Source organism: Novosphingobium sp. (assembly GCF_027489515.1).
Taxonomy (GTDB): Bacteria; Pseudomonadota; Alphaproteobacteria; order Sphingomonadales; family Sphingomonadaceae; genus Novosphingobium.
Window position 1 is genome coordinate 1 of record NZ_JAIXZS010000111.1, and the last position, 20,768, is coordinate 20,768.

Below are 20,768 nucleotides of genomic sequence, written 5' to 3' on the forward strand. Positions count from 1 at the left end.
GCCTACCAGAACGTGCAGGTTCTGGGAGACATCTCGGAGGACGAGTTCAGCTACACGATGGCCGCGATCACGCAGTGGATCGCACCGGAGCAAGGCTGCAACTATTGCCACAACCCGGCCAACATGGCGTCCGACGAGATCTACACCAAGAAGGTCGCTCGGCGGATGCTGCAGATGACCCGGAACATCAACACGAACTGGACGCAGCACGTGAAGCAGACCGGTGTGACCTGCTACACCTGCCACCGCGGACAGGCAGTTCCGACGGAAAACTGGGCGCTGCCGGCCAAGGGCAATCCGGACACGATCCTCGGCAACAAGCACGGCCAGAATGCGCCGATGGTCAGTACGGCCTATTCCTCGCTGCCCAACGCGGCGTTTGCCAAGTACCTGCTTGATGCAAACTCCAGCAACATCCGGGTGCAGTCGAAGTACAGCCATCCATCCGCCTATGCGGCGACCGCCGACAAGACGACCACGATGGAAACCGAAGGCACCTACAGCCTGATGATGCATACCTCGAGTGCGCTGGGCGTGAACTGCACGTTCTGCCACAACACCGACTCGTTCCAGGCATGGAACCGGAGCACACCCAAGCGCGTCGGCGCCTGGTACGGCTATCGCATGGTGCGCAACATCAACGGTGAATACATCGGCACGCTGGCCAGCGTGTTCCCGAAGCACCGCCTTGGTCCCCAGGGCGATCCGCTGAAGGTCAACTGCACGACCTGCCACCGCGGCATCAACAAGCCTCTGGGCGGTGTCTCGATGGTCAAGGACTACCCGGCCCTGCGGCCGACCGGTTCGATGGTCACCGCTGCGGCGGCTCCGGCTCCGGCTGCAGCGCCGACCAAGATGCCCTGACCCCGGTCAGGCAAGCGAACACCCCCGCGCACGCAACCGGCGCGGATTACCTGGCCCCTGCGATCCTCCATGGATCGCGGGGGTTTTCTTTTGTGCGAGTGATTCGAAAGTCCAAGGGAGCAGACTTAACAATAGAAAGTGACACCTATGCTCGACGAGCAAGTCCGCTAGGCTGTTGCCCAAGTTTGCCTTATGCTTTGATCATGAGTGACACAGCGCCCCAAGGATGGGAGACGGTCTATACCGTTAACGACTACTTCGATGGACCGCGCAATGGCGTTGCCAGTTATCGCGGAGTGCCGCATGCCTACCAATGTGAATGGGATGATGGCGCGGATGAATGGGGGGCGGAGTTCCTGCTGACTCCGATCGCGCCGGAGCAACTATCGGCAGCGGAGAAGCTCTGGTCGATCTGGCAGCGATATCTTGCGAAGCTTCGGCAGGGCGAGCTCGGGCCAGGCGATCAGCATCCAGCGCTGGCTTTCGATCAGGCTCGTTATGAGCAACTTCATGCGGTCGTAAAACAAGCGCTGCAGGTGGACGAGGCTATTGCGCTGCGGGCTGTTCCTGAGTTTCGTCGCATGCATGAAAACTACGATGCTTTCGAGGTGCGCTGGACACCGATTGGCACGTAGGGCTCGACTACTTCCACCTCCCCCGCCGCACCACGTCCGCTAGATGCACCGGGAACGACGCCGCCAGCGGTAGCGCAATCCATGGCCAGCTGGAGCCAACCAGCGCAGCACGCAGGCCCAGCATCATGCAGGCTCCGGGGAGCAGGAGCAGCGCAACATCGATCGCGGGCCGGCCTGCGCGAAGCAGAATGACGGCCTCGATCGCCAGCACGGCGAGGACCAGATCGGCGGCGTGGCCGCTGGCGAAGAAGGCGGCAAGATCAGGCATGACGCGCCTTCAGGAGAACGGCCCGTTGAGCTGGATCACCTGCCAGTTGAGCGCGCCGGCAGTAGTCACCCACGCGAGATAGGGCAGCAGGAGCAGCGCCGCGCTGCGCGAGAAGCGGCCGCAAGCAAAGATCAGCACGATGATCGAGACCCACAGCACCGAAAGCTCGACAAAGGCCCAGTCCGGCCGGCGCAGCTGGAAGAACAGCACGGTCCAGCTCACGTTGAGTGCGCCGTTGATTGCGAAAAGGCCGATCAGCGTATCGGCGGATCGGCTATCGGGCGCCGCGCGCCAGGCGTTGACGCCAGAGGCGGCGATCAGCGTGAAGACGACGGTCCAGATCATCCCGAAGGCGGGCGGCGGCGGGTTCCAGCTCGGCAGGCGCAAGCTCTGGTACCAGCCAGTCGTATCGGTCATCGTGCCGCCAACGCCGGCGACGACGATCGCCGCGATCGCGGCAATGGCAATCGGCAATCCCCAGGGCCGGTTCCCCATCGGGCTGCTCAAGGGTGCGCGGCCCTGAGGCCAAGGAGATGCGCGGTATCCTTGAGGAAGATGCGCACGTGCGCCATCGGATCGGCGCGGACCAGCTTCTTGTTCATGTAGGCCTGCCAGGTCAGCCGCTGCACATCGGGATCCGCGCACATCGCCACGAAGCGTTCGCGGCGCTTGTCGCTCGAATACCAGAAGTACTGCATGATGCCGAGGATCCAGAACACACGGCCATGCTCCTTGAGGAAGGTGCGTCGCGCAGCCCTGAGTGCGCTCGGCTTGCCGGTGAGGAGGAACTGGTGCGCGGCATTGGCGGCATGGCGGCCGCAGGTCATCGCATAGTAAATCCCCTCACCCGAGGCAGGCGCGACGACGCCGGCAGCATCGCCCGAGACGAGCACATCGCGCCCATTGTCCCAACGCTTCAGGGGCTTCAAGGGAATGGGCGCACCTTCGCTGCGCACTGTCTCGCATTGGGCAAGGCCCATTTCCTGCCGCATCGTGGCAACCGAGCCCCGCAGCGAGAAGCCCTTGTTGGCGCTGCCGACGCCGATGCTGGCGGTTTCGCCGTGCGGGAAGACCCAGCCATAGAAATCGGGCGAGACGCGGCCCTGATAGATCACGTCGCAGCGCGAAGGATCATAGCCCTGATCGTTGGCCGGGGGCGACTTGATGATTTCATGATAGGCGAAGACGCATTTGACGTTCTCGCTGCCCGGCAGGCTATCGCGGGCGACGCCCGAGCGGGCACCATCGGCGCCGATGATCAGTTTTGCGCGCACGCGGTGCTCAGCCCCGCCGCGGCTTTCGCGGTAGACGACCACAGCGCCTTCAGCCCCGTCGCGCTCGATCCGCTCGAACGTGCCGGTCCGGCGTTCGGCCCCCGTCAGTGCGGCGCGGTTCCTGAGCCATTCATCGAACACATCGCGATCGACCATGCCGACGTAGCCGATCTCGCCCACCGGCATATCGACCGCGCGATCCGACGGAGCGACCATGCGCGCGCTGCGGGCGCGGGCAACGAGGAGGCTATCGGGGATGGCAAACTCTTCCATCAGGCGCGGGGGGACCGCGCCGCCACAGGGTTTGATGCGTCCGGCCCGGTCGAGCAGCATGACCGAATGGCCCATGCGCGCCAGATCCGCCGCAGCGGTTGCCCCGGAAGGCCCGCCACCAACCACCACGACGTCGAATTCGATCCCGCTCATGCTTCCGCCTCCCGAAAATTGATTGCCGCGTCTTGCCTTGCAATGCGCGCTGCCATCACCGCCGCGGCCATGAACAGCACGGCCTCGATCGCAAAGATTGATTGGAACGCGCGCCCGTCGCTTTCCGCGTGGCGCGCCAGATCGACGCCAATCGCGCCGGCCAGCCCGCCGAGCCCGAAAGCGATGCCCTGCGCCGCGCCCCAGACGCCCATACGCACGCCGGTATCGGCGCCGGAGCCGCTGCTGGCGAGGCTCATCATCGCGCCGATCGCAGACACTGCGAAGACCCCATTGGCAAAGCCGAGCACGGCGATATTGGCAGCAAGCGGCCAGCCGGGACCAACCCCGGCGCCGATCGCAAGGCCAGCAAGCGCCAGTGCCGAGCCGACACAGCCAGCGGCGATCCAGCCGCGAAGCTCTCCGGCGGCGCGGCCGGCAAAAGCGCTGCCGCCGATGCCGGCGACGATCATGCCGAGGAGCACGCCGCTGTGCTGGACTGCAGAGAGCGAGGTCGACTGCGCCGGGCTCATGCGGAAGACAATCCCGGCGAAGGGCTCAAGAATGAGATCCTGCATCGAATAGGCCAGCATCGAGAGGAAGACGAAGACGGTGAAGCGCCGCGCCGCGGTTTCGGCGAAGACCGCGCGCAGGGCGTCTCCGAAGTTGGTCTCACTTGCGGGTTCAGGCGTGGCCGCCTGCATGCCGCGCTCAAGCCGGAAGGTGGCAAGCACGGTGATGACTAGCGCGGCGAGCGCGATGGAGCCCGCGACCTCGACCAACCGGCCCCAGGAGAAGGGTTCGAGCAGCGCGCCGGCGGTGCCTGCGGAAATGACGATGCCCATCACCATCATGATCCAGGTGACTGCGGCGGCGGCGGCGCGGCGCTGCGGCGCGACCCCAGCGGCGAGGAGAGCAAGGAGCGAAGTGCCCGCCGCACCGACACCGGCACCGATCAGGATGAAGCCAAAGAGCAGGACGGCATTGGCCGCGAGCGGCTGCGCCTCACCCAGCGGGAGTGCAAAGACGGCAAGCATGGCGCCAAAGCCGAGCACCGTGACACCGCCGATGATCCACGGAGTGCGGGCATGGCCGCGATCCGAACCGTGCCCCCAGACGGGGCGCGCGAGCTGGACAGCATAATGCAGCGCGACGAGCCCGGCCGGGACGGCAGCAGCCATGCCGTATTCGACGACCATGACTCGGTTGAGCAGCGAGGTCGCCAGCATGACCACCGCGCCGATGGAGGCCTGGACAAGGCCGAGCCGCACGATCGAAAGCCAACCAAAACCGGAGGGGGTCCCCGCGCGGGCCATCACCAGTGGCCGCCAAGGCCGCCGGCTGCTGCCAGCATGCCAAGGACATAGAGCGTCACGCCGGTTCCGCCGTACCATGGCGCACGTCCAGCCGGGTCAGCAATGAGCCTGGGCATCAGCGCAAACTGCACGGCGAGAACCAGCGCAACGATGCCCGCTGAGATCATTAGGCCTTGCTGCACGAGGTAAATCGCGGCGATCACTTGCGCGAGCGCCATGACCCCGCAAGCGAACAGCGCAGCATTGCGCACACCGAGCACGACAGGAAGCGAACGCACGCCCGTCTGCTTGTCACCTTCTACGGCTTTGAAATCATTGAGTGTCATGATTCCGTGTGCACCGAGGCTGTAGTGCACAAGGACGATGATGACAGGCGTGGCCGGCAGCGTGCTGGTCATCACGGCAGCGCCGGTGAACCAGCTGAGGCCTTCATAGGTGAGGCCCACAAGCGCCGGGCCCCACCAGCCACTCGCCTTGAGGCGGAACGGCGGCGCGCTGTAAGCCCACGCGGCGGCGAGGCCGACGACGGTTGCGACCATGACCCAGATGCCGAGTGCCGCGCCGACCGCAAGGGAGAGCAGCGAGCCGGCGCAGGCGATCCAGAGGCCCCAGCGGCCCGGGATGCGGCCCGATGGGATCGGGCGGTTGGGCTCATTGATGGCGTCGACGTGGCGATCGAACCAGTCGTTGATGGCCTGGCTGTTGCCGCAGACGAGCGGGCCGGCGAGGAGACCTCCTGCAAGGATCGCGACCCAGTGGCCCGCAGCGGGCTGGCCGGAGGAAACGACGCCGCACATGAACGCCCAGATCGGCGGAAACCAGGTGATCGGCTTCAAAAGCTCAAGCACGTCGCGCAACGCGGGACGCCGAATGGCCTTGGGCGTTGCGGGAGCCATCGAAGGGGCCGAAGTGGCTGGCTGCGTCATACCTCGGAGGGTATGGTTGACACCCCTAAGTGTCAATTGATTCTTACACTTGCGCGTGTCGCGCTATTCGCTCTCGCCGACCAGATTGCCGAGCCCGTAACGGTGCAGCTTGGAGTAGAGGCTCTGCCGGCTGAGGCCGAGGATCTCAGCCGCCGAGGCGCGGTTGTCCGAAGTGTAGGCGAGCGCTGCTTCGATGCAGAGGCGCTCGATAAGATCGGTGCTCTCTCGCACGATTTCCTTGAGCGACGCACGACCGACGAGTTCGGTCAGTTGTTCGACCGAGCGCGGCAGATCGAGCGGCGTAGGCGGCAGATCGCGCAGGCGGCGGCCGATCTCGCGAATCGCGAAGCCGTAGCACGGGTTGTCGCCCGAGGTGCGGACGGCGGAGAGCTCGACCGGTTCTTCCAACTCGGAATCGCGAGCACGCACCACTGTGCTCACATTGCGGGCAAGGCCATACTTGGTGAGTTGGCCTTCGATGAGATCGAGATCGATGCCGGGCCGGCCGACGAACTCGCCAAGCGGGCGGCCACGGATCTGATCGAGCGAGGCGGCGCGGGCGAGTTCGAGGAAAGCGATGTTGGCCGCGATGATCCGCATGTCCGAATTGGCGACGACGAAGGCATCGGGCATCCGCTCGACGATATCGAGCAAGGTTGCCGCACCTTCGGTCGTGCGCTCGATAGCGCTGCCGAGGCGGACGAGGAGATAGCGCCCGCCGAGTTGGCGGAAGCCGGTCGCCGAAATGGTGAGCTGCTGGCGGGCACGTTCGAGATCGACCGTTAGCGGCGAGACTTCGGAGGTTGTCAGCACTGCGCCGAGATAGGCAATCAGCGCATCGCGCGAGCTGCGCGCGACGAGGCCGGAAAGCTTGGCGCCAACAAGGCTGCCAGGACGCGCTTCGAGCAGGGCGTGTGCAGCGGGGTTCGCTTCCTGGATTCGCTGGCTGTCCGCCTCGACCAGCAGCACCGGCTCCGACGAAAGATCAAAAAGCAGGCGATAGCGTGTCTCGATCTGGCGGAGGCGCATGTAATCGCGCTCGAGCGATTGCTGGGCCTGAAGCAGGCGCTGCTGGAGGACCACGGCCCCGCGCATGTCGCGCCCGACCGCGATCAGGCGCTTGCCGCCTGAAAGGCTGATCATCAGATAGCGGACGGGGATATCGCCCGCAGGACTGGTGTGATTGATCTGGCGCCAGCGGCTGCCCGCCTCACCCGGCTCTACCTGCAGCATGTCCTTGACCTTGCTGCGGCTTTCGACAGTGACAGTGGCATCGAATTGCTGGCCGATCCAGCTGTCGCAGCCCGGGAAGTCCTGCCGATTGGCGGCAACATCGAGGATCCGGCCGTCCGGATCGAGCGAGAGCGTGACGTCGCCGGCAGCAAGCACCAGGCGCAAGGCATCAGCCGGCACGATGTCGTTGAATGCGGATTCCGACCGGTTGAACGGTGTCTTGTCCGCGAGGGCGCGCTCGGGTTCAGCCACGGAGATGACCGGCCCTAGCCGGCATTCACGGTCCGGTGCGTGGCCGCGCCGACCAGATGGTTGGCGAGAGCAAGCGCTCCGGGTGCATCAATCGCCGAACCATCGGCGCCGGCCTCGTCGGCCAGTGCCGGATTGGCGTTCACTGCATGTCCCCCTACCAGAATCTTCACGTCTTGGCACATGGACACGCTGCGGATCGCCTTGATGGTTCTTGCCAGAGATTCGGTAGTAACATCACAGGATACGGTCAAGCCAACGAGATCGTAGGATTTGTTGGCAACCTTCGACACGAGCTGCCGCATGTCCGGGGCGACCAGAACCTCGCTATCCCACGCCGCACGGACGAAAACTTCGTGGACCATCGTGGCCCCGAAACTGTGCTGATCGCCCGGCATTGCCGAGAACAGCGCACGGCAGGGCGCCTTGAGCGGCCCGGTGATGATCGGGCTGCCCCACGCGATTTCGCGCATCACTTCCTGCAGGCGCCAGAGGCCGATCGTGACATCGAGGAAATCGCAAAGATCCTCTTCCCAGAGCGCACCGAGGCGGCGCGCGGCGGGGGCGAGGAGATCGACGAAGATGGCATCGATGCCGACCCCGCGGGCGACATACTCTTCCACATGGACGAGCAGTTCATCGGCCTGAAGTGTGAGCGGCAACGGCGAGAAGTGAGCAACATCTTCGGCAGTGATCAGCCCGCCGCCCTGCCCGACGCTGCGGCCCGGACGCATGCGATGCGCCACCAGCAGCTGGGGGATGATCTCGCCTTCGATTAGGGTGCTGATAGCCGAGTTGGAGCCGGGGCGCTGGCGGCGGGTGCCGGCATTGCGGCCGCTTCCGGCATTGGCATTCTTGCGCCGGCTGCTCGCCGGGACACCCGAATGCTCTTCGTGCGTGGGGGATTGATCCCCCTTGCGAGAGCTCTGGCCACCCGTGGCCCCGCTTTTGCCAACCGCCAAGTCCATGTCAGACACTCCCGTCTGCCGCAGCTCCTGGCCGCGTGGGGATAGTGGTTAAAGACACTCCGACTCTGTCCCTCCCCCAAGACCTACGCTCAATCCCAAACCTTGGCAAACCCAATTCTGTCAATTTCAGTTGTCGTCCAATTTTATTGACAGTGGCTTGAAACGAGTCGTAAGCTCCTCGTTACTTAAAGGGATGGGACGCCAAAGAATGTCGAACGGTGGTACGCCTGCGCTGCAAGGGATCAGGTCCGGATCGGACCCCCGGCAGACCGCTCGCGGGGCGGTCCGCCAGGCCCTTCCGCTCTATACGCCAGAAGAGAAGCTGCGGCGCGATCAGACGCCGTGGACGCTGGTCCAGGGCCTGCTCGCCCCCTTCCAGTTCGTGGTCTTCCTTGTCAGCCTCGTCCTCGTCCTGCGCTGCTTGCTGACGGGTGATGGCGCCTTTGCCGCCGACCTTTCGGTCATCGCGAAGACGCTCACGCTCTACACGATCATGGTCACAGGTTCGATCTGGGAGAAGGTCGTTTTCGGCAAGTGGCTCTTCGCCCCGGCGTTCTTCTGGGAGGACGTCGTCTCGATGCTCGTCATCGCGCTGCACACGGCCTACCTCGTGATGCTGCTGGGCAAGTTCGGCACGCTCGAGACCCGCCTTACCGTCGCGCTCGCAGCCTACCTCACCTACGTGATCAACGCAGCGCAGTTCGTGCTGAAACTGCGCGCAGCCCGGCTCCAGGCCCAAGCACTTGCAGGAGCCGCCGCATGAGCCCCGCACAAGCCATTGCCACCGCCGAAAAGCCGCGCGACGGCAAGTTCGAAGTGCTGCGCGAGCGCGGCCAGCGGGAAGTTTTCTGCGGTCTTACCGGCATCGTCTGGCTGCATCGCAAGATGCAGGACGCTTTCTTCCTCGTCGTCGGATCGCGCACCTGTGCGCACCTGCTCCAATCGGCGGCAGGCGTTATGATCTTTGCCGAACCGCGCTTTGCCACCGCGATCATCGAGGAGCGCGATCTGGCCGGCATGGCCGATTGCCACGCCGAGCTAGACCGCGTGGTCGACCGGTTGCTGGCTCGCCGTCCGGAAATCCGCACGCTGTTTCTGGTGGGATCCTGCCCCTCGGAAGTGATCAAGCTTGATCTCGGCAATGCCGCGCAGCGCATCGGCGCACGGCATATGCGCAACGAGACGGGCGAAGGCGTTCGCATTCTTGCCTATTCAGGTAGCGGGATCGAGACGACTTTCACCGAAGGCGAGGACGCCTGTCTGACCGCGCTGGTGCCGGAAATGCCGGTTGCCGCGGTGGATGCTTCGCAATCGCTGCTCCTGGTGGGCGCGCTTCCCGATATCGTCGAGGACCAGTTCCTGCGCTTGTTCGCCGAACTTGGCATTACCAATGTCGGCGTGTTGCCTTCGCGCCGCGCCGGGATGCTGCCCGCCATCGGACCGAATACCCGCTATCTCCTGGCGCAGCCTTTCCTCGGTGAAACCGCTCGCGCGCTGGAAGACCGGGGCGCGGTGCGCATCGATGCCCCCTTCCCCTTCGGCGCGGAAGGCACCGCGGCCTGGCTTTCGGCTGCAGCGGCTGCGTTCCGAATCGACGAGATGCACGTGAACCGCGTGATCGCTCCGGGCCGGGAAAGGGCCAAGCGCGCGCTCGAGCGGTACATACCTGCCCTAAAGGGCAAGCGCATCACGTTCCTCCCGGACTCGCAGCTGGAGATCCCGCTGGCGCGCTTCCTCGCCACCGAACTGGGCATGATCCCGGTCGAAGTCGGCACGCCCTACCTCCACCGCGCACACCTGGCCGCCGATCTTGCCCGCCTGCCCGAGAATACCCGCATCAGCGAAGGGCAGGATGTCGAACGCCAGCTCGACCGCGTGCGTGCCGACCGCCCGGACCTCACCGTCTGCGGCCTCGGCCTTGCCAACCCGCTCGAGGCCGAGGGCCTCGCCACCAAGTGGTCGATCGAACTGGTGTTCTCGCCCGTTCACGGCTTCGACCAGGCGGGTGACCTCGCCGAACTGTTCGCCCGGCCCCTGCGCCGTCGCGACGTGATGAGGATATAGGCCCATGCAGCTCGCCGTCTGGACCTATGAAGGACCGCCGCATGTCGGCGCAATGCGGGTCGCGACGGCGATGCGCGGGGTGCACTACCTCCTCCACGCACCGCAGGGCGATACCTACGCAGATCTGCTGTTCACGATGATCGAGCGCCGCAGCGCCCGCCCGCCCGTGACCTACACCACCTTCCAGGCCCGCGATCTCGGCAAGGATACCGCAAGCCTGTTCCAGAACGCTGCGCGCGATGCGGTGGAGCGGTTCAAGCCCGAAGCGCTGCTCGTGGGCGCATCGTGTACTGCTGAACTGATCCAGGACGATCCCGCAGGCCTTGCCGACAACATGGGCCTGCCCTGCCCGGTGATCCCGCTGGAACTGCCCAGCTATCAGCGCAAGGAAAACTGGGGCGCGGCAGAGACCTTCTACCAGATCGTGCGCCATCTGGCAGACACCTCGGTGCGGCCGACCCCGCGCGAAGGCCGCCGCCCGCTGGTCAACCTGCTTGGCCCCGCTGCCCTTGGCTTTCGCCACCGCGACGATGTTCGCGAAGTGAGCCGCATTCTCGACCTGCTTGGCATCGACGTCCATCTCGTCGCACCGCTTGGGGCTTCGCCCGCCGATATCCGCACGATCGGCGCCGCCGATTTCAACATCGTGCTCTATCCGGAAATCGGCGACGAAGCAGCGCGCTGGCTCGACAAGACCTTTGCCCAGCCCGCGATCCGCACCGTGCCGATCGGCGTGGGCGCGACGCGCGCCTTCATCAGCGAAGTGGCGGCGCTCGCCGGGGTCGATCCGGCGCTGGCGCTGGATGATCCCTCCTCGCGCATGCCGTGGTGGAGCCGCTCGGTCGATTCCACCTATCTCACCGGCAAGCGTGTGTTCGTGTTCGGCGATGCGACCCACGCCGTGGCCGCCGCGCGGATCGCGCACGAAGAGCTCGGCTTCACTGTCTGCGGGATCGGCTGCTACAACCGCGAGTTCGCGCGCGATATCCGTAATGCCGCCAAGGAGTACGGCCTCGAGCCGCTGATCACCGACGATCACCTGACGGTCGAGGAAGCCATCGCCGCCGCCGCGCCCGAACTGGTGCTCGGCACGCAGATGGAGCGCCATATTGCCAAGCGGCTGGGCATTCCCTGCGCGGTGATTTCCGCGCCGGTCCACGTGCAGGATTTCCCCGCGCGCTTCAGCCCGCAGATGGGCTTCGAAGGCGCCAACGTGATCTTCGACACCTGGGTCCACCCGCTGGTGATGGGGCTGGAAGAGCACCTCCTCACCATGTTCCGCGACGACTTCGAGTTCAGCGACGCGGCGGGCCCCTCGCACCTTCACGGTTCGGCGCCGGCGCATGCCAAAGCGGAACCGATGCTGGCACCCGCCGGCGACATTCTGATCAGGGAAGAAGCTGCGCCCGTCGCCGCTTCTGACGGCTCGGCCGGTTGGACCGACGAAGCCGAGCGCGAACTGCGCAAGATTCCGTTCTTCGTGCGCGGCAAAGCCAAGCGCAATACCGAGAAGTACGCGAATGACATGGGCCTGGCGGCTATCACGCTCGACACGCTCTACGAGGCAAAAGCCCACTATGCGCGGTAAAGCCCCCCTCCCCGCTACGCCGGACACGCCCGTCCGTGTTGTCGTCATTACGCTCGACAACCACCTTTCGGGCGCCTTCCAGCGCGCGCAGGGGCAATTTGCCCGCTCAGGGACAGGCGTAACGATCGGTTTCCACGCCGCTGCCGATTGGGAAGAGAAAGCCGGCTCGCTCGACGCCGCCCGCGAGGACATTGCCCGGGCGGACATCATCCTATGCACGATGCTGTTCCTCGAGGATCATATCCGCGCGGTGATGCCCGCGCTGGAAGCCCGGCGCGACAGCTGCGATGCCATCGTCGGCCTGATGTCGGCGGGCGAAGTGGTCAAGCTCACCCGCATGGGCGACTACCGCATGGACAAGCCCGCGACGGGCATGATGGCGCTGCTCAAGAAGCTGCGCGGATCGGGCAAGCCCGGCGCGAGCTCCGGCAAGGGGCAGATGGCCATGCTGCGCCGCCTGCCGAAGCTGCTGAAGTACGTGCCCGGCACCGCACAGGACGTGCGCGCCTATTTCCTGACCCTGCAATACTGGCTCGCGGGCAGCGATGACAACGTCGTGGACATGATCCGCGCGCTCATCGACCGTTATGCCTCGGGCGATCGCGCTGCCCTGCGCGGCGCGATGAGGGCCGAAGCGCCGCGCGAGTATCCCGAGGTCGGCGTCTATCATCCGGCGATGACCCCGCGCATGGCGGCGAGTGCTGCTGCCCTGCCCGTCAGCGCGACTGCGGGCAAGCGCGGCACGGTCGGCCTGCTCATGCTGCGCTCCTATGTGCTCGCCAAGGACGCGCGCCACTATGATGGCGTGATCGCGGCGATGGAGGCCCGGGGCCTCAGCGTGATCCCGGCCTTCGCCGGCGGTCTCGACGGCCGCCCGGCGATCGAGGCGCTGTTCATGAAGGACGGCAAGGCGATCGTTGATGCGGTGGTGAACCTCACCGGCTTCAGCCTCGTCGGCGGGCCGGCCTACAACGACACAGCGGCGGCCGAGGCGATCCTCACCAAGCTCGACCGGCCCTATATCGCCGCGCATCCGGTTGAATTCCAGACGCTTCAGGCCTGGGGCGCAAATCCGCAAGGGCTGCTGCCACTCGAATCGACGATGATGATCGCGATCCCCGAGCTTGACGGCGCCATCTCGCCGATGGTCTTCGGCGGCCGCTCGGACGGCAGCGGCGAAGCCTGCACCGGCTGCGCAAACGGCTGTACTTTTGCCGGATCCGGCGTTGCGGGCGTGCGGCAGATGGAAAGCTGCGCCGAGCGCGCCGAGGCGCTGGCTGCCCGCGTTCTCAAGCAGATCGAACTCGCCCGCGCCGAAGCAGCCGAGCGGCGGATTGCCGTCGTCCTGTTCAATTTCCCGCCCAATGCCGGTGCGGCCGGTACCGCGCAGTTCCTCAGCGTGTTCGAATCGCTCCATGCCACGCTCGTGCGGCTGGCGGCGGAAGGCTATTCGGTCGAGGTGCCGGAGAGCGTCGATGCGCTGCGCTCGGCGATCCTGATCGGCAATTCGGCGCGCTATGGCACCGAGGCCAACGTCCACACACGGATCATGGCCGATACCATCGTGTCGCGCGAAACCTGGCTCAAGGAAATCGAGGCTTCGTGGGGGCCGGCGCCCGGCAAGCTGCAGTCTGACGGCAGCGCGGTTCAGGTGCTTGGTGCGCAGTTCGGCAATGTCTTCGTCGGCATCCAGCCTGCCATCGGTATCGAAGGCGATCCGATGCGGCTGCTGTTCGAGGGCCGCTTTGCCCCGAGCCACGCCTTTGCTGCGTTCTACCGCTGGCTGCGCGAGGACTTCCAGGCCCACGCCGTGCTTCATTTCGGCACACACGGCAGCCTCGAATTCATGCCCGGCAAGCAGACCGGCCTCACCGCACAATGCTGGCCGGACCGGATGATCGGCGATCTGCCGAACATTTATCTCTATGCCGCCAACAACCCTTCGGAAGGCGTGCTGGCCAAGCGCCGCTCGGGTGCGACGCTGGTGAGCTACCTCACCCCCGCCCTCACCCGCTCGGGCGTCTACAAAGGCCTCGCCGACCTCAAGGCCTCGGTCGAGCGCTGGCGTTCGCTGCCCCCGGGCGACGAGCAGGCTTCGCTGCTGGCCGAACTGATCGCCGAACAGGCCGAAGCGCTGGACCTCGATGGCACCGACGTGCCGGCGCTCGCGGCGCGGCTCTATGAGATCGAGCGCGAACTGATCCCGCAAGGACTGCACGTGGCAGGGCAGGCCGCGACTCGCGAGGAACGCATCGACATGGTGCGCGCTTCGGCCGAAGCGCGCGGTGAGCCGCTTTCGGGTCAGACTGCCGAATTGCTGGTCGATGGCCGACTGAAGCTCGATACGCCGCTGCTCAAGGACATGGCCGCGCTCAACACCGCGCTCTCGACCAATTACGAACTGGACGGCATCGTCCGCGCGCTTTCGGGCCGGTTCATCCGCCCCGTCTCAGGCGGGGACGTTCTGCGCGCACCGGAAATCCTGCCGACCGGGCGCAACATCCACGGCTTCGACCCGTTCCGCCTGCCTTCGGCCTTCGCAGTGAAGGACGGCGCGGAGCAGGCGAAAAAGCTGCTCGAACGCAGCATGGCCGATGCCGGCCATTTGCCCGAGACCGTCGCCATGGTGCTGTGGGGCACTGACAACCTCAAGAGCGAGGGCGCCCAGATTGCGCAGGTCCTCGCGCTCATCGGTGCCCGCCCCCGCTTCGACAGCTACAGCCGTCTCGCCGGGGCCGAACTGATCCCGCTCGAAGAACTCGGCCGCCCCCGCATCGACGTGATCGCAACGCTTTCGGGCGTGTTCCGCGACCTGCTCCCGCTGCAGACGCGCATGCTGGCGGAAGCCGCGCTGCTCGCCGCACAGGCTGAAGAGCCGCTGGAAATGAACTTCGTGCGGGCCCACGCCATCGCCCACCAGAACGAGCACCAGTGCGACTTCGAAACGGCGGCGCTGCGGGTCTTCTCGAACGCGCAGGGTGCCTATGGCGCCAACGTCAATCTCATGATCGACAACGGCGCCTGGACAGATCCCGACGAGCTGGCCGACAGCTTCGAACGCCAGAAGGGCTATGCCTACGGCGTAAAGGGCGTGCCGATCCGCCAGGCCGCGATCCTCGCCTCGGCACTCAAGACCGTCGATTGCGCCTACCAGAACCTCGAAAGCGTCGAACTCGGCATCACCTCGATCGACCAGTATGTCGATGCGCTGGGCGGGATCAGCCGCGCGGTGACGCGGGCCAAGGGCGGCGAGACCGCGCCAGTCTACATCGGCGACCAGACCCAAGGCAGCGGCAAGGTTCGCAGCCTGCAGGAACAGGTCGCGCTCGAGACGCGCACTCGCATCCTCAATCCGGTGTGGACCGAAAGCCTGCTGCGGCACGGCTACGAAGGCGTCCGCGCGATCGAGGGCCATGTCACCACCACGATGGGCTGGTCCGCCACCACCGGCGAAGTCGATCCCTGGGTCTACCAGCGCATCAGCGAAACCTACGTGCTCGACGCAGCCATGCGCGAGCGCATGGCATCCCTCAATCCGCGCGCTTCGGCCCGCGTTGCCAACCGCCTTCTCGAAGCGGTCGACCGCAAGTTCTGGTCGCCCGATGAAGCCACTCTCGCAGCCCTCCACGCCGCCAGCGACGAACTCGAGGACCGCCTGGAAGGCGTCATCCCCGAGGGCGTCGTCGCCGTCGCGGCATAAAGGAACCTACCCATGGCGCTACTCGATCCCCCTACCCGCAAGCCTGATGGCGACGGGTCCGTGCAGGTCCGGCTCGATCCCGCTGATCGCATCGGCAATGCCAAGGTCTTTGCCGTCTACGGCAAGGGCGGCATCGGCAAGTCGACCACCTCGTCGAACCTTTCCGCCGCCTTCTCGATGATGGGCCACCGCGTGCTGCAGATCGGCTGCGATCCCAAGCACGATTCCACCTTCACGCTCACCAAGAAGCTGATGCCGACCGTGATCGACGTGTTGGAAACCGTGGAATTCCACGCCGAGGAACTGCGGCCCGAGGACTACATGTTCGAAGGCTTCAACGGGGTGATGTGCGTCGAAGCCGGCGGCCCGCCTGCAGGCACCGGCTGCGGCGGCTATGTCGTGGGGCAGACGGTCAAGCTGCTCAAGCAGCACCACTTGCTCGAAGATACTGACGTCGTGATCTTCGATGTGCTCGGCGATGTGGTGTGTGGCGGGTTCGCTGCGCCGCTGCAACATGCCGAGCGCGCTATCGTCGTCGCCGCCAACGATTTCGACAGCATCTTCGCGATGAACCGCATTGTCGCCGCGATCAACGCCAAGTCGAAAAACTATGACGTCCGCCTTGCAGGGGTTGTCGCCAATCGTTCGGCAGGCACCGACGAGATCGACCGCTTCAACAGCGCCATCGGGCTCAAGCGGCTCGCCCACTTCAAGGATCTCGATGCGATCCGCCGCTCGCGCCTGAAGAAGTGCACCTTGTTCGAAATGCCCGACAGCCCGGACGTGATCGCGGCGCGCGAGGAATACCTCAATCTTGCCCGCATCCTCTGGAATGGCACGCCTGCGCTTGAGGCGACCGCCATGAAAGACCGCGATATCTTCGATTTCCTGGGGTACGAATGATGGCAACGCGCGCATCTTCCGGCTTTGGCCACAATGGCTCGCGCTTCGAAGCCCAGCGCGAGAAGCTGACGACATACTTCGACAGCACGGCGCGCAAAGCGTGGATCGACCTGACTTCGGATACGAAAGTCAGCGGGATCCGCGCTACCGTGCGTGCGGGCCGCGATGCGATGCGCGACGTGCTGCTGGGCTGGCTGCCCCATGATCTTCGCCGCATGCGCGTGCTCGATGCCGGGTGCGGCACCGGCGCGCTCAGCGTGCTGGCCGCGCGGCGCGGGGCCGAAGTCGTCGGCGTCGATGTCGCGGGCGGGCTTGTCGCCATCGCGCGCGAACGCTGCCCCTCGTTCCTTGGCCATGGGCGCATCCACTGGCGGGTGGGCGACATGCTCGATCCCGCGCATGGCCGCTTTGATCATGTCGTGGCGATGGACTCGTTGATCCACTACCGCCCCGAAGACATCGTCGCCACGCTCGTCTCGCTCGCCGAACGCTGTGACGGTTCGATCGTGTTCACCCACGCGCCCTCCACTCCGATGCTGCGTGCAATGCACACGATGGGCCTGCTTTTCCCGCGCAGCGACCGCGCTCCTGCCATCGTTCCCGTGCGTGATGCCGACCTTGTTGCGATGATCGAGGAGGCGCTCCCCGGCTGGCATGTCGGCCGGAGCCAGCGGATCGGCACCGGCTTCTACATCTCCAACGCTCTCGAACTGGTGCGCGACTGACCATGACCGGCACGCCCGCCCTCGCTGAAACTGCCCCTGAGACCCGCCTTTCGCGGATGGCGGGCCAGTGGACGCGCGTAGCGGTAAGCTGGCTGCCGTTTGCCGACGCCGCGAGTGCCGAGCTGCCCCTCTCCCGCCTGCTGCGCCTCGCACTGTTCCAGGTCAGCGTCGGCATGGCGACGGTGCTTCTGAACGGCACGCTCAACCGCGTGATGATCGTCGAACTACACACGCCGGCCTGGCTCGTCTCGCTGCTCATCGCGATGCCGCTGCTGTTTGCGCCGCTTCGCGCGCTGATCGGCCACAAGTCCGATACGCACCGCTCGGTGCTCGGCTGGCGGCGGGTGCCCTATATCTGGTTCGGCACGCTGATGCAGTGGGGCGGCCTTGCCATCATGCCCTTCGCGCTGCTGCTGATGAGCGAGCAACGCACTTTCTACACCGGCCTCGGCGGCGGCGCGCTGGCGTTCTTGCTGACCGGCGCCGGGCTCCACGTTACGCAGACCGCTGGCCTTGCACTCGCTACCGACCTTGCGCGCGAGGACAAGCGCCCGCGCGCGGTGGCGCTGCTTTATGTGATGCTGCTCGTGGGCATGATGGTGTCCGCCTTCGTGATCGGCGGGTTGCTGGTACCCTTCAGCCCGACCCGGCTGGTGCAGGTGATCCAGGGCGCGGCAGTCGTCACGCTGGTGCTCAACCTGACCGCGCTGTGGAAGCAGGAGGGCCGCAATCCCGGCGCGACCGCCAAGGACCGCGAAACCCCGGAATTCGGTGACGTCTGGCGCGAGTTCGTGGCCGAACCCAATACCATGCGCCTGCTCTGCGCGATCGGCCTCGGCGCTGCGGCATTTGCGATGCAGGACGCGCTGCTCGAGCCCTACGGCGCCGAGCTGCTTGGGCTGGCCGTGGGCTCCACCACCATGCTGACAGGCTCTTGGGCGATGGGCGCGATTGCGGGCTTCTCGCTTTCGACGCGCGTGCTGGAGCGGGGCTTCGACCCTCTGCGGCTGGCCGGCGCCGGCATGGTCGCCGGGATCTGCGCGTTCATTCTGGTGCTGCTGGCAGCGCCGCTCAATGCCCCGTTCCTCCTCGCGATCGGCGCGGGTTCGATCGGCTTCGGCATCGGACTGTTCTCGGTGGGCACGCTGATCGCCGCGATGGCACTGGCGCGGCGTGTCGATTCAGGCGTGGCGCTGGGTGCGTGGGGTGCGGTGCAGGCAACGGCTGCGGGCAGCGCGCTCGCAGTCGGCGGCGTGATCCGCGACACCGTCTCTTGGGCGAGCGGCCCGGGCGGGCGCGCGGCCGGCTATGCCACGGTCTACAGCCTTGAGATCGTGATGCTGATCGCCGCGCTCGTCGTGCTGGGTCCCCTGGCTGGCAAGCGCATCGGGATCGCGGGCGATCTGCCCGGCGGGCAAATGGCGATACCTGAGTTTCCGACATGAGTGTGGTGCCGAGATTGACTTTGGTGGTGGGAATTGCGGCCTCCGGGGCCCTGATCCGGGAAAGGAACGTGCGATGAAAACGGCATATGTAGTTGGCTCGATTGACGTGGCAGAGCTCGCGCTCTGGGCGTTTTTCCTCTTTTTCCTGGCTCTGGTCTTCTGGCTGCGGCGCGAGGATCGCCGAGAGGGTTATCCGCTCGAAGACGAGATCAACGGCTTCATCGAGAGCGTGGGCGGTCCGCTTTCAACCGCGCTGCCCAAGACCTTCCACCTGCCGTTCGATCGCGGCTCGGTGTCCTATCCGCTGCCGCCGAACGAAGGCCGCGAGCCGGTGGACATAGCCGCGAAGCGCTTCGAGAACTTCCCGGGTGCGCCCTATGTTCCGACCGGCAATCCGCTCGTCGATGGTGTCGGCCCGGCGTCCTATGCCAACCGCGCCAAGTGGCCCGATCAGGACGCGCATGGCCGCGCCCGCATCGTGCCGCTCTCGACCGAAGACCACATCTCGGTGTGGAAGGGCGGTCCTGATCCGCGCGGGATGAAGGTGACGGCAGCTGACGGCAAGGTCGCCGGCACCGTGACCGACCTGTGGATCGACCGCGCCGAGCATCAGGTTCGCTACCTTCAGGTCGAGACGACCAGCGGCAAGACCGTGCTCGCCCCGATGGCGATGGCGACGGTGGGCGCAGGCGGCGTGAACATCGATGCAATCAACGCGGCCGACTATGACGCCGTGCCGCAGCTCGCGAGCGCGGCCGAGATCACCCGCTATGAGGAAGAGCGCGTGATCGGCTACTTCGGCGGCGGCTATCTCTATGCCAACGCCGGCCGTCAGGAGCCGATCCTGTGAGAGAGCATGATATCGAGCCGATCCGCGGCCTGCCGGGTGATCTGCCTCCGGGCGAGGCGGTCCTCTGGCAGGGCGCGCCCGATGCTTGGGTGTTTGCCCGTAGCGCACTGGGTGCGCGGTGGATCGGCGGATACTTCGTGCTGCTCGTTGGCTGGGCGCTCGTGGGCGGCACGCCCATGGGCGCACTGCTGACGGCGGGCTTCGGCGTGCTGGCGATGGGCCTGGTATATGGCTTTGCCCTGCTGGTGGCGCGAACCACGGTCTACACGATCACCAACCGCCGCGTGGTGCTTCGCGTCGGTGCCGCGCTCAGCAAGTGCATCAACCTGCCGCTGGTCAAGCTGGGCGGCGCGGATCTGCGCACTCTCGGTGCGGGCTACGGCGATATCTCGCTGTCGCTCGATGGGCCGAGCATGCTCGGCTACGCAATGCTCTGGCCGCACGCGCGGCCGTTCCGCCTTGCCAAGCCCCAGCCGATGCTGCGCGCACTGCCCAACGCAGCGGAAGCGGCCAGCATTCTCGCCAAGGCTACTGCGGCGGTCGTTCCGGTGCAGCAGCGCGGCGATGCGGCTCCCGCCGCAAAGGCACCGCGGCCTGCATTGGGCGCAAGGGAGGCAGCAGCATGAGCCTGGTTCACGATCATGAACAGACGATGCCCAAGGGCGCCCTCACTGCGGCGCTGGTCCTTGTGGTAACCGCACTCGCGCTGACTACGCTGGTCAAGGTCGGCGTGCTGAACCGTGAAGCGATCCCCGCCGTGGCCCGCAGCGAAGCGCATATCGCCCCGACCTTGGTCCGCCAGCTGACCTTCACCGATCGCGGTGACGGGGCGGTCGTAGTGCGCGATGTGACCACCGGCGAGACGGTGCGCATCCTCGTCGACGGCGTGCCGGGCAATGGCTTCGTGCGCGGCGTGATGCGCGGCATGGCGCGTGAGCGGCATATCCGCGGCGTCGGCATGGCCCCGCCCTTCACGCTCACGCTGTGGAAGAACGGCACGCTGAGCCTCGATGACAAGAGCACTGGCCGCTCGATCGAACTGGGCTCATTCGGTCCGGACAACCGCGCCGCCTTTGCCGCGCTGCTGCCCGGAGGCGCGGCCTGATGGCTTCCAGCCAGTTTGATACACCCTGCCGCATCGAGATCGAGCAGACGCCGGAGCACTTCCACGCGCATGTGCGCCTGGCCGGTGATATCGAACTGCAGCCGGGGGACCGGGTGAAGGTCCACGGCGCACCGATCCGCGTTGATTTCGGTCAAAGCCTCGCCATCGACCGGATGGCAACGGTAACGCGGGCAGGTCCGCTCGTGCGGGCGTGGATCAAGCTGGCCGCCTA

The 20,768-nt window shown here is 65.9% G+C and carries 20 protein-coding genes; 13 read left to right on the top strand and 7 right to left on the bottom strand.

Features of this window, described 5'->3' with window-relative positions; translation table 11 throughout:
* Together pufC and Q0082_RS19390 are read left to right on the top strand one after the other, a co-directional pair.
* Nucleotides 1-864 (top strand): photosynthetic reaction center cytochrome PufC (pufC, locus tag Q0082_RS19385; RefSeq protein ID WP_298195248.1); only part of this gene is annotated, 864 nt, incomplete at its 5' end.
* Between the two features lie 203 nt (nt 865-1,067).
* Nucleotides 1,068-1,499: a hypothetical protein gene (locus Q0082_RS19390; RefSeq protein ID WP_298195249.1), complete on the top strand. Its 432-nt coding sequence runs from the start codon at nt 1,068-1,070 to the stop codon at nt 1,497-1,499.
* 7 nt (nt 1,500-1,506) lie between these two features.
* Here the strand turns inward: Q0082_RS19390 and Q0082_RS19395 are convergent, their stop codons facing one another.
* The 7 genes from Q0082_RS19395 to Q0082_RS19425 all read right to left on the bottom strand — a co-directional run bounded on the left by Q0082_RS19395 (nt 1,507) and on the right by Q0082_RS19425 (nt 8,156).
* A complete protein-coding gene (locus tag Q0082_RS19395) occupies nt 1,507-1,767 on the bottom strand; it encodes a hypothetical protein (RefSeq protein ID WP_298195250.1) in 261 nt (86 codons plus the stop codon).
* Between the two features lie 9 nt (nt 1,768-1,776).
* Complete coding sequence (locus Q0082_RS19400) at nt 1,777-2,262, bottom strand: TspO/MBR family protein (protein ID WP_298195251.1); 486 nt, start codon at nt 2,260-2,262, stop codon at nt 1,777-1,779.
* An 8-nt stretch (nt 2,263-2,270) separates the two neighbouring features.
* Nucleotides 2,271-3,467 carry a geranylgeranyl diphosphate reductase gene (locus Q0082_RS19405; RefSeq protein ID WP_298195252.1) on the bottom strand — a complete coding sequence of 399 codons (1,197 nt, stop codon included), beginning with the start codon at nt 3,465-3,467 and terminating at the stop codon, nt 2,271-2,273.
* Nucleotides 3,464-4,780 carry a BCD family MFS transporter gene (locus Q0082_RS19410; RefSeq protein ID WP_298195253.1) on the bottom strand — a complete coding sequence of 439 codons (1,317 nt, stop codon included), beginning with the start codon at nt 4,778-4,780 and terminating at the stop codon, nt 3,464-3,466. The genes Q0082_RS19405 and Q0082_RS19410 overlap by 4 nt, the downstream gene beginning before the upstream one ends.
* Nucleotides 4,780-5,706, bottom strand: coding sequence for a chlorophyll synthase ChlG (gene chlG / locus Q0082_RS19415; RefSeq protein ID WP_298195254.1), 927 nt, complete (start codon nt 5,704-5,706; stop codon nt 4,780-4,782). Before chlG ends, Q0082_RS19410 begins: the two co-directional genes overlap by 1 nt.
* Nucleotides 5,707-5,769: 63 nt before the next feature.
* Entirely contained in the window at nt 5,770-7,191 is a 1,422-nt protein-coding gene (gene ppsR, locus Q0082_RS19420) for a transcriptional regulator PpsR (RefSeq protein ID WP_298195255.1), read from the bottom strand.
* Between the two features lie 14 nt (nt 7,192-7,205).
* Nucleotides 7,206-8,156: a B12-binding domain-containing protein gene (locus Q0082_RS19425; RefSeq protein ID WP_298195256.1), complete on the bottom strand. Its 951-nt coding sequence runs from the start codon at nt 8,154-8,156 to the stop codon at nt 7,206-7,208.
* 193 nt (nt 8,157-8,349) lie between these two features.
* On the opposite strand from Q0082_RS19425, the gene bchF reads away from it, so the two are divergent.
* From bchF to Q0082_RS19480, 11 genes are all read left to right on the top strand, one after another.
* Entirely contained in the window at nt 8,350-8,919 is a 570-nt protein-coding gene (gene bchF / locus Q0082_RS19430; RefSeq protein WP_366522583.1) for a 2-vinyl bacteriochlorophyllide hydratase, read from the top strand.
* Nucleotides 8,916-10,220: a ferredoxin:protochlorophyllide reductase (ATP-dependent) subunit N gene (locus Q0082_RS19435; protein WP_298195257.1), complete on the top strand. Its 1,305-nt coding sequence runs from the start codon at nt 8,916-8,918 to the stop codon at nt 10,218-10,220. The genes bchF and Q0082_RS19435 overlap by 4 nt, the downstream gene beginning before the upstream one ends.
* 4 nt (nt 10,221-10,224) lie before the next feature.
* The gene (gene bchB / locus Q0082_RS19440) at nt 10,225-11,808 is read left to right on the top strand and encodes a ferredoxin:protochlorophyllide reductase (ATP-dependent) subunit B (protein WP_298195258.1); all 1,584 of its coding nucleotides are present in this window, start codon (nt 10,225-10,227) and stop codon (nt 11,806-11,808) included.
* The gene (locus Q0082_RS19445; protein ID WP_298195259.1) at nt 11,798-15,508 is read left to right on the top strand and encodes a magnesium chelatase subunit H; all 3,711 of its coding nucleotides are present in this window, start codon (nt 11,798-11,800) and stop codon (nt 15,506-15,508) included. Before bchB ends, Q0082_RS19445 begins: the two co-directional genes overlap by 11 nt.
* 12 nt (nt 15,509-15,520) lie before the next feature.
* Complete coding sequence (bchL, locus tag Q0082_RS19450) at nt 15,521-16,411, top strand: ferredoxin:protochlorophyllide reductase (ATP-dependent) iron-sulfur ATP-binding protein (protein ID WP_298195260.1); 891 nt, start codon at nt 15,521-15,523, stop codon at nt 16,409-16,411.
* Complete coding sequence (bchM, locus tag Q0082_RS19455) at nt 16,408-17,136, top strand: magnesium protoporphyrin IX methyltransferase (RefSeq protein WP_298195261.1); 729 nt, start codon at nt 16,408-16,410, stop codon at nt 17,134-17,136. The genes bchL and bchM overlap by 4 nt, the downstream gene beginning before the upstream one ends.
* A 56-nt stretch (nt 17,137-17,192) precedes the next feature.
* Nucleotides 17,193-18,581, top strand: a complete 1,389-nt coding sequence (locus tag Q0082_RS19460; protein ID WP_298195267.1) for a BCD family MFS transporter — start codon at nt 17,193-17,195, stop codon at nt 18,579-18,581.
* Between the two features lie 73 nt (nt 18,582-18,654).
* On the top strand, nt 18,655-19,431 hold the full coding sequence (gene puhA, locus Q0082_RS19465; protein ID WP_298195262.1) for a photosynthetic reaction center subunit H: 777 nt from the start codon (nt 18,655-18,657) through the stop codon (nt 19,429-19,431).
* Entirely contained in the window at nt 19,428-20,057 is a 630-nt protein-coding gene (gene puhB / locus Q0082_RS19470) for a photosynthetic complex putative assembly protein PuhB (protein ID WP_298195263.1), read from the top strand. The genes puhA and puhB overlap by 4 nt, the downstream gene beginning before the upstream one ends.
* Nucleotides 20,054-20,536 carry a photosynthetic complex assembly protein PuhC gene (gene puhC / locus Q0082_RS19475; RefSeq protein WP_298195264.1) on the top strand — a complete coding sequence of 161 codons (483 nt, stop codon included), beginning with the start codon at nt 20,054-20,056 and terminating at the stop codon, nt 20,534-20,536. Before puhB ends, puhC begins: the two co-directional genes overlap by 4 nt.
* Nucleotides 20,536-20,768: hypothetical protein (locus tag Q0082_RS19480; RefSeq protein ID WP_298195265.1), on the top strand; the 233-nt coding region annotated here is incomplete at its 3' end. The genes puhC and Q0082_RS19480, both read left to right, overlap by 1 nt.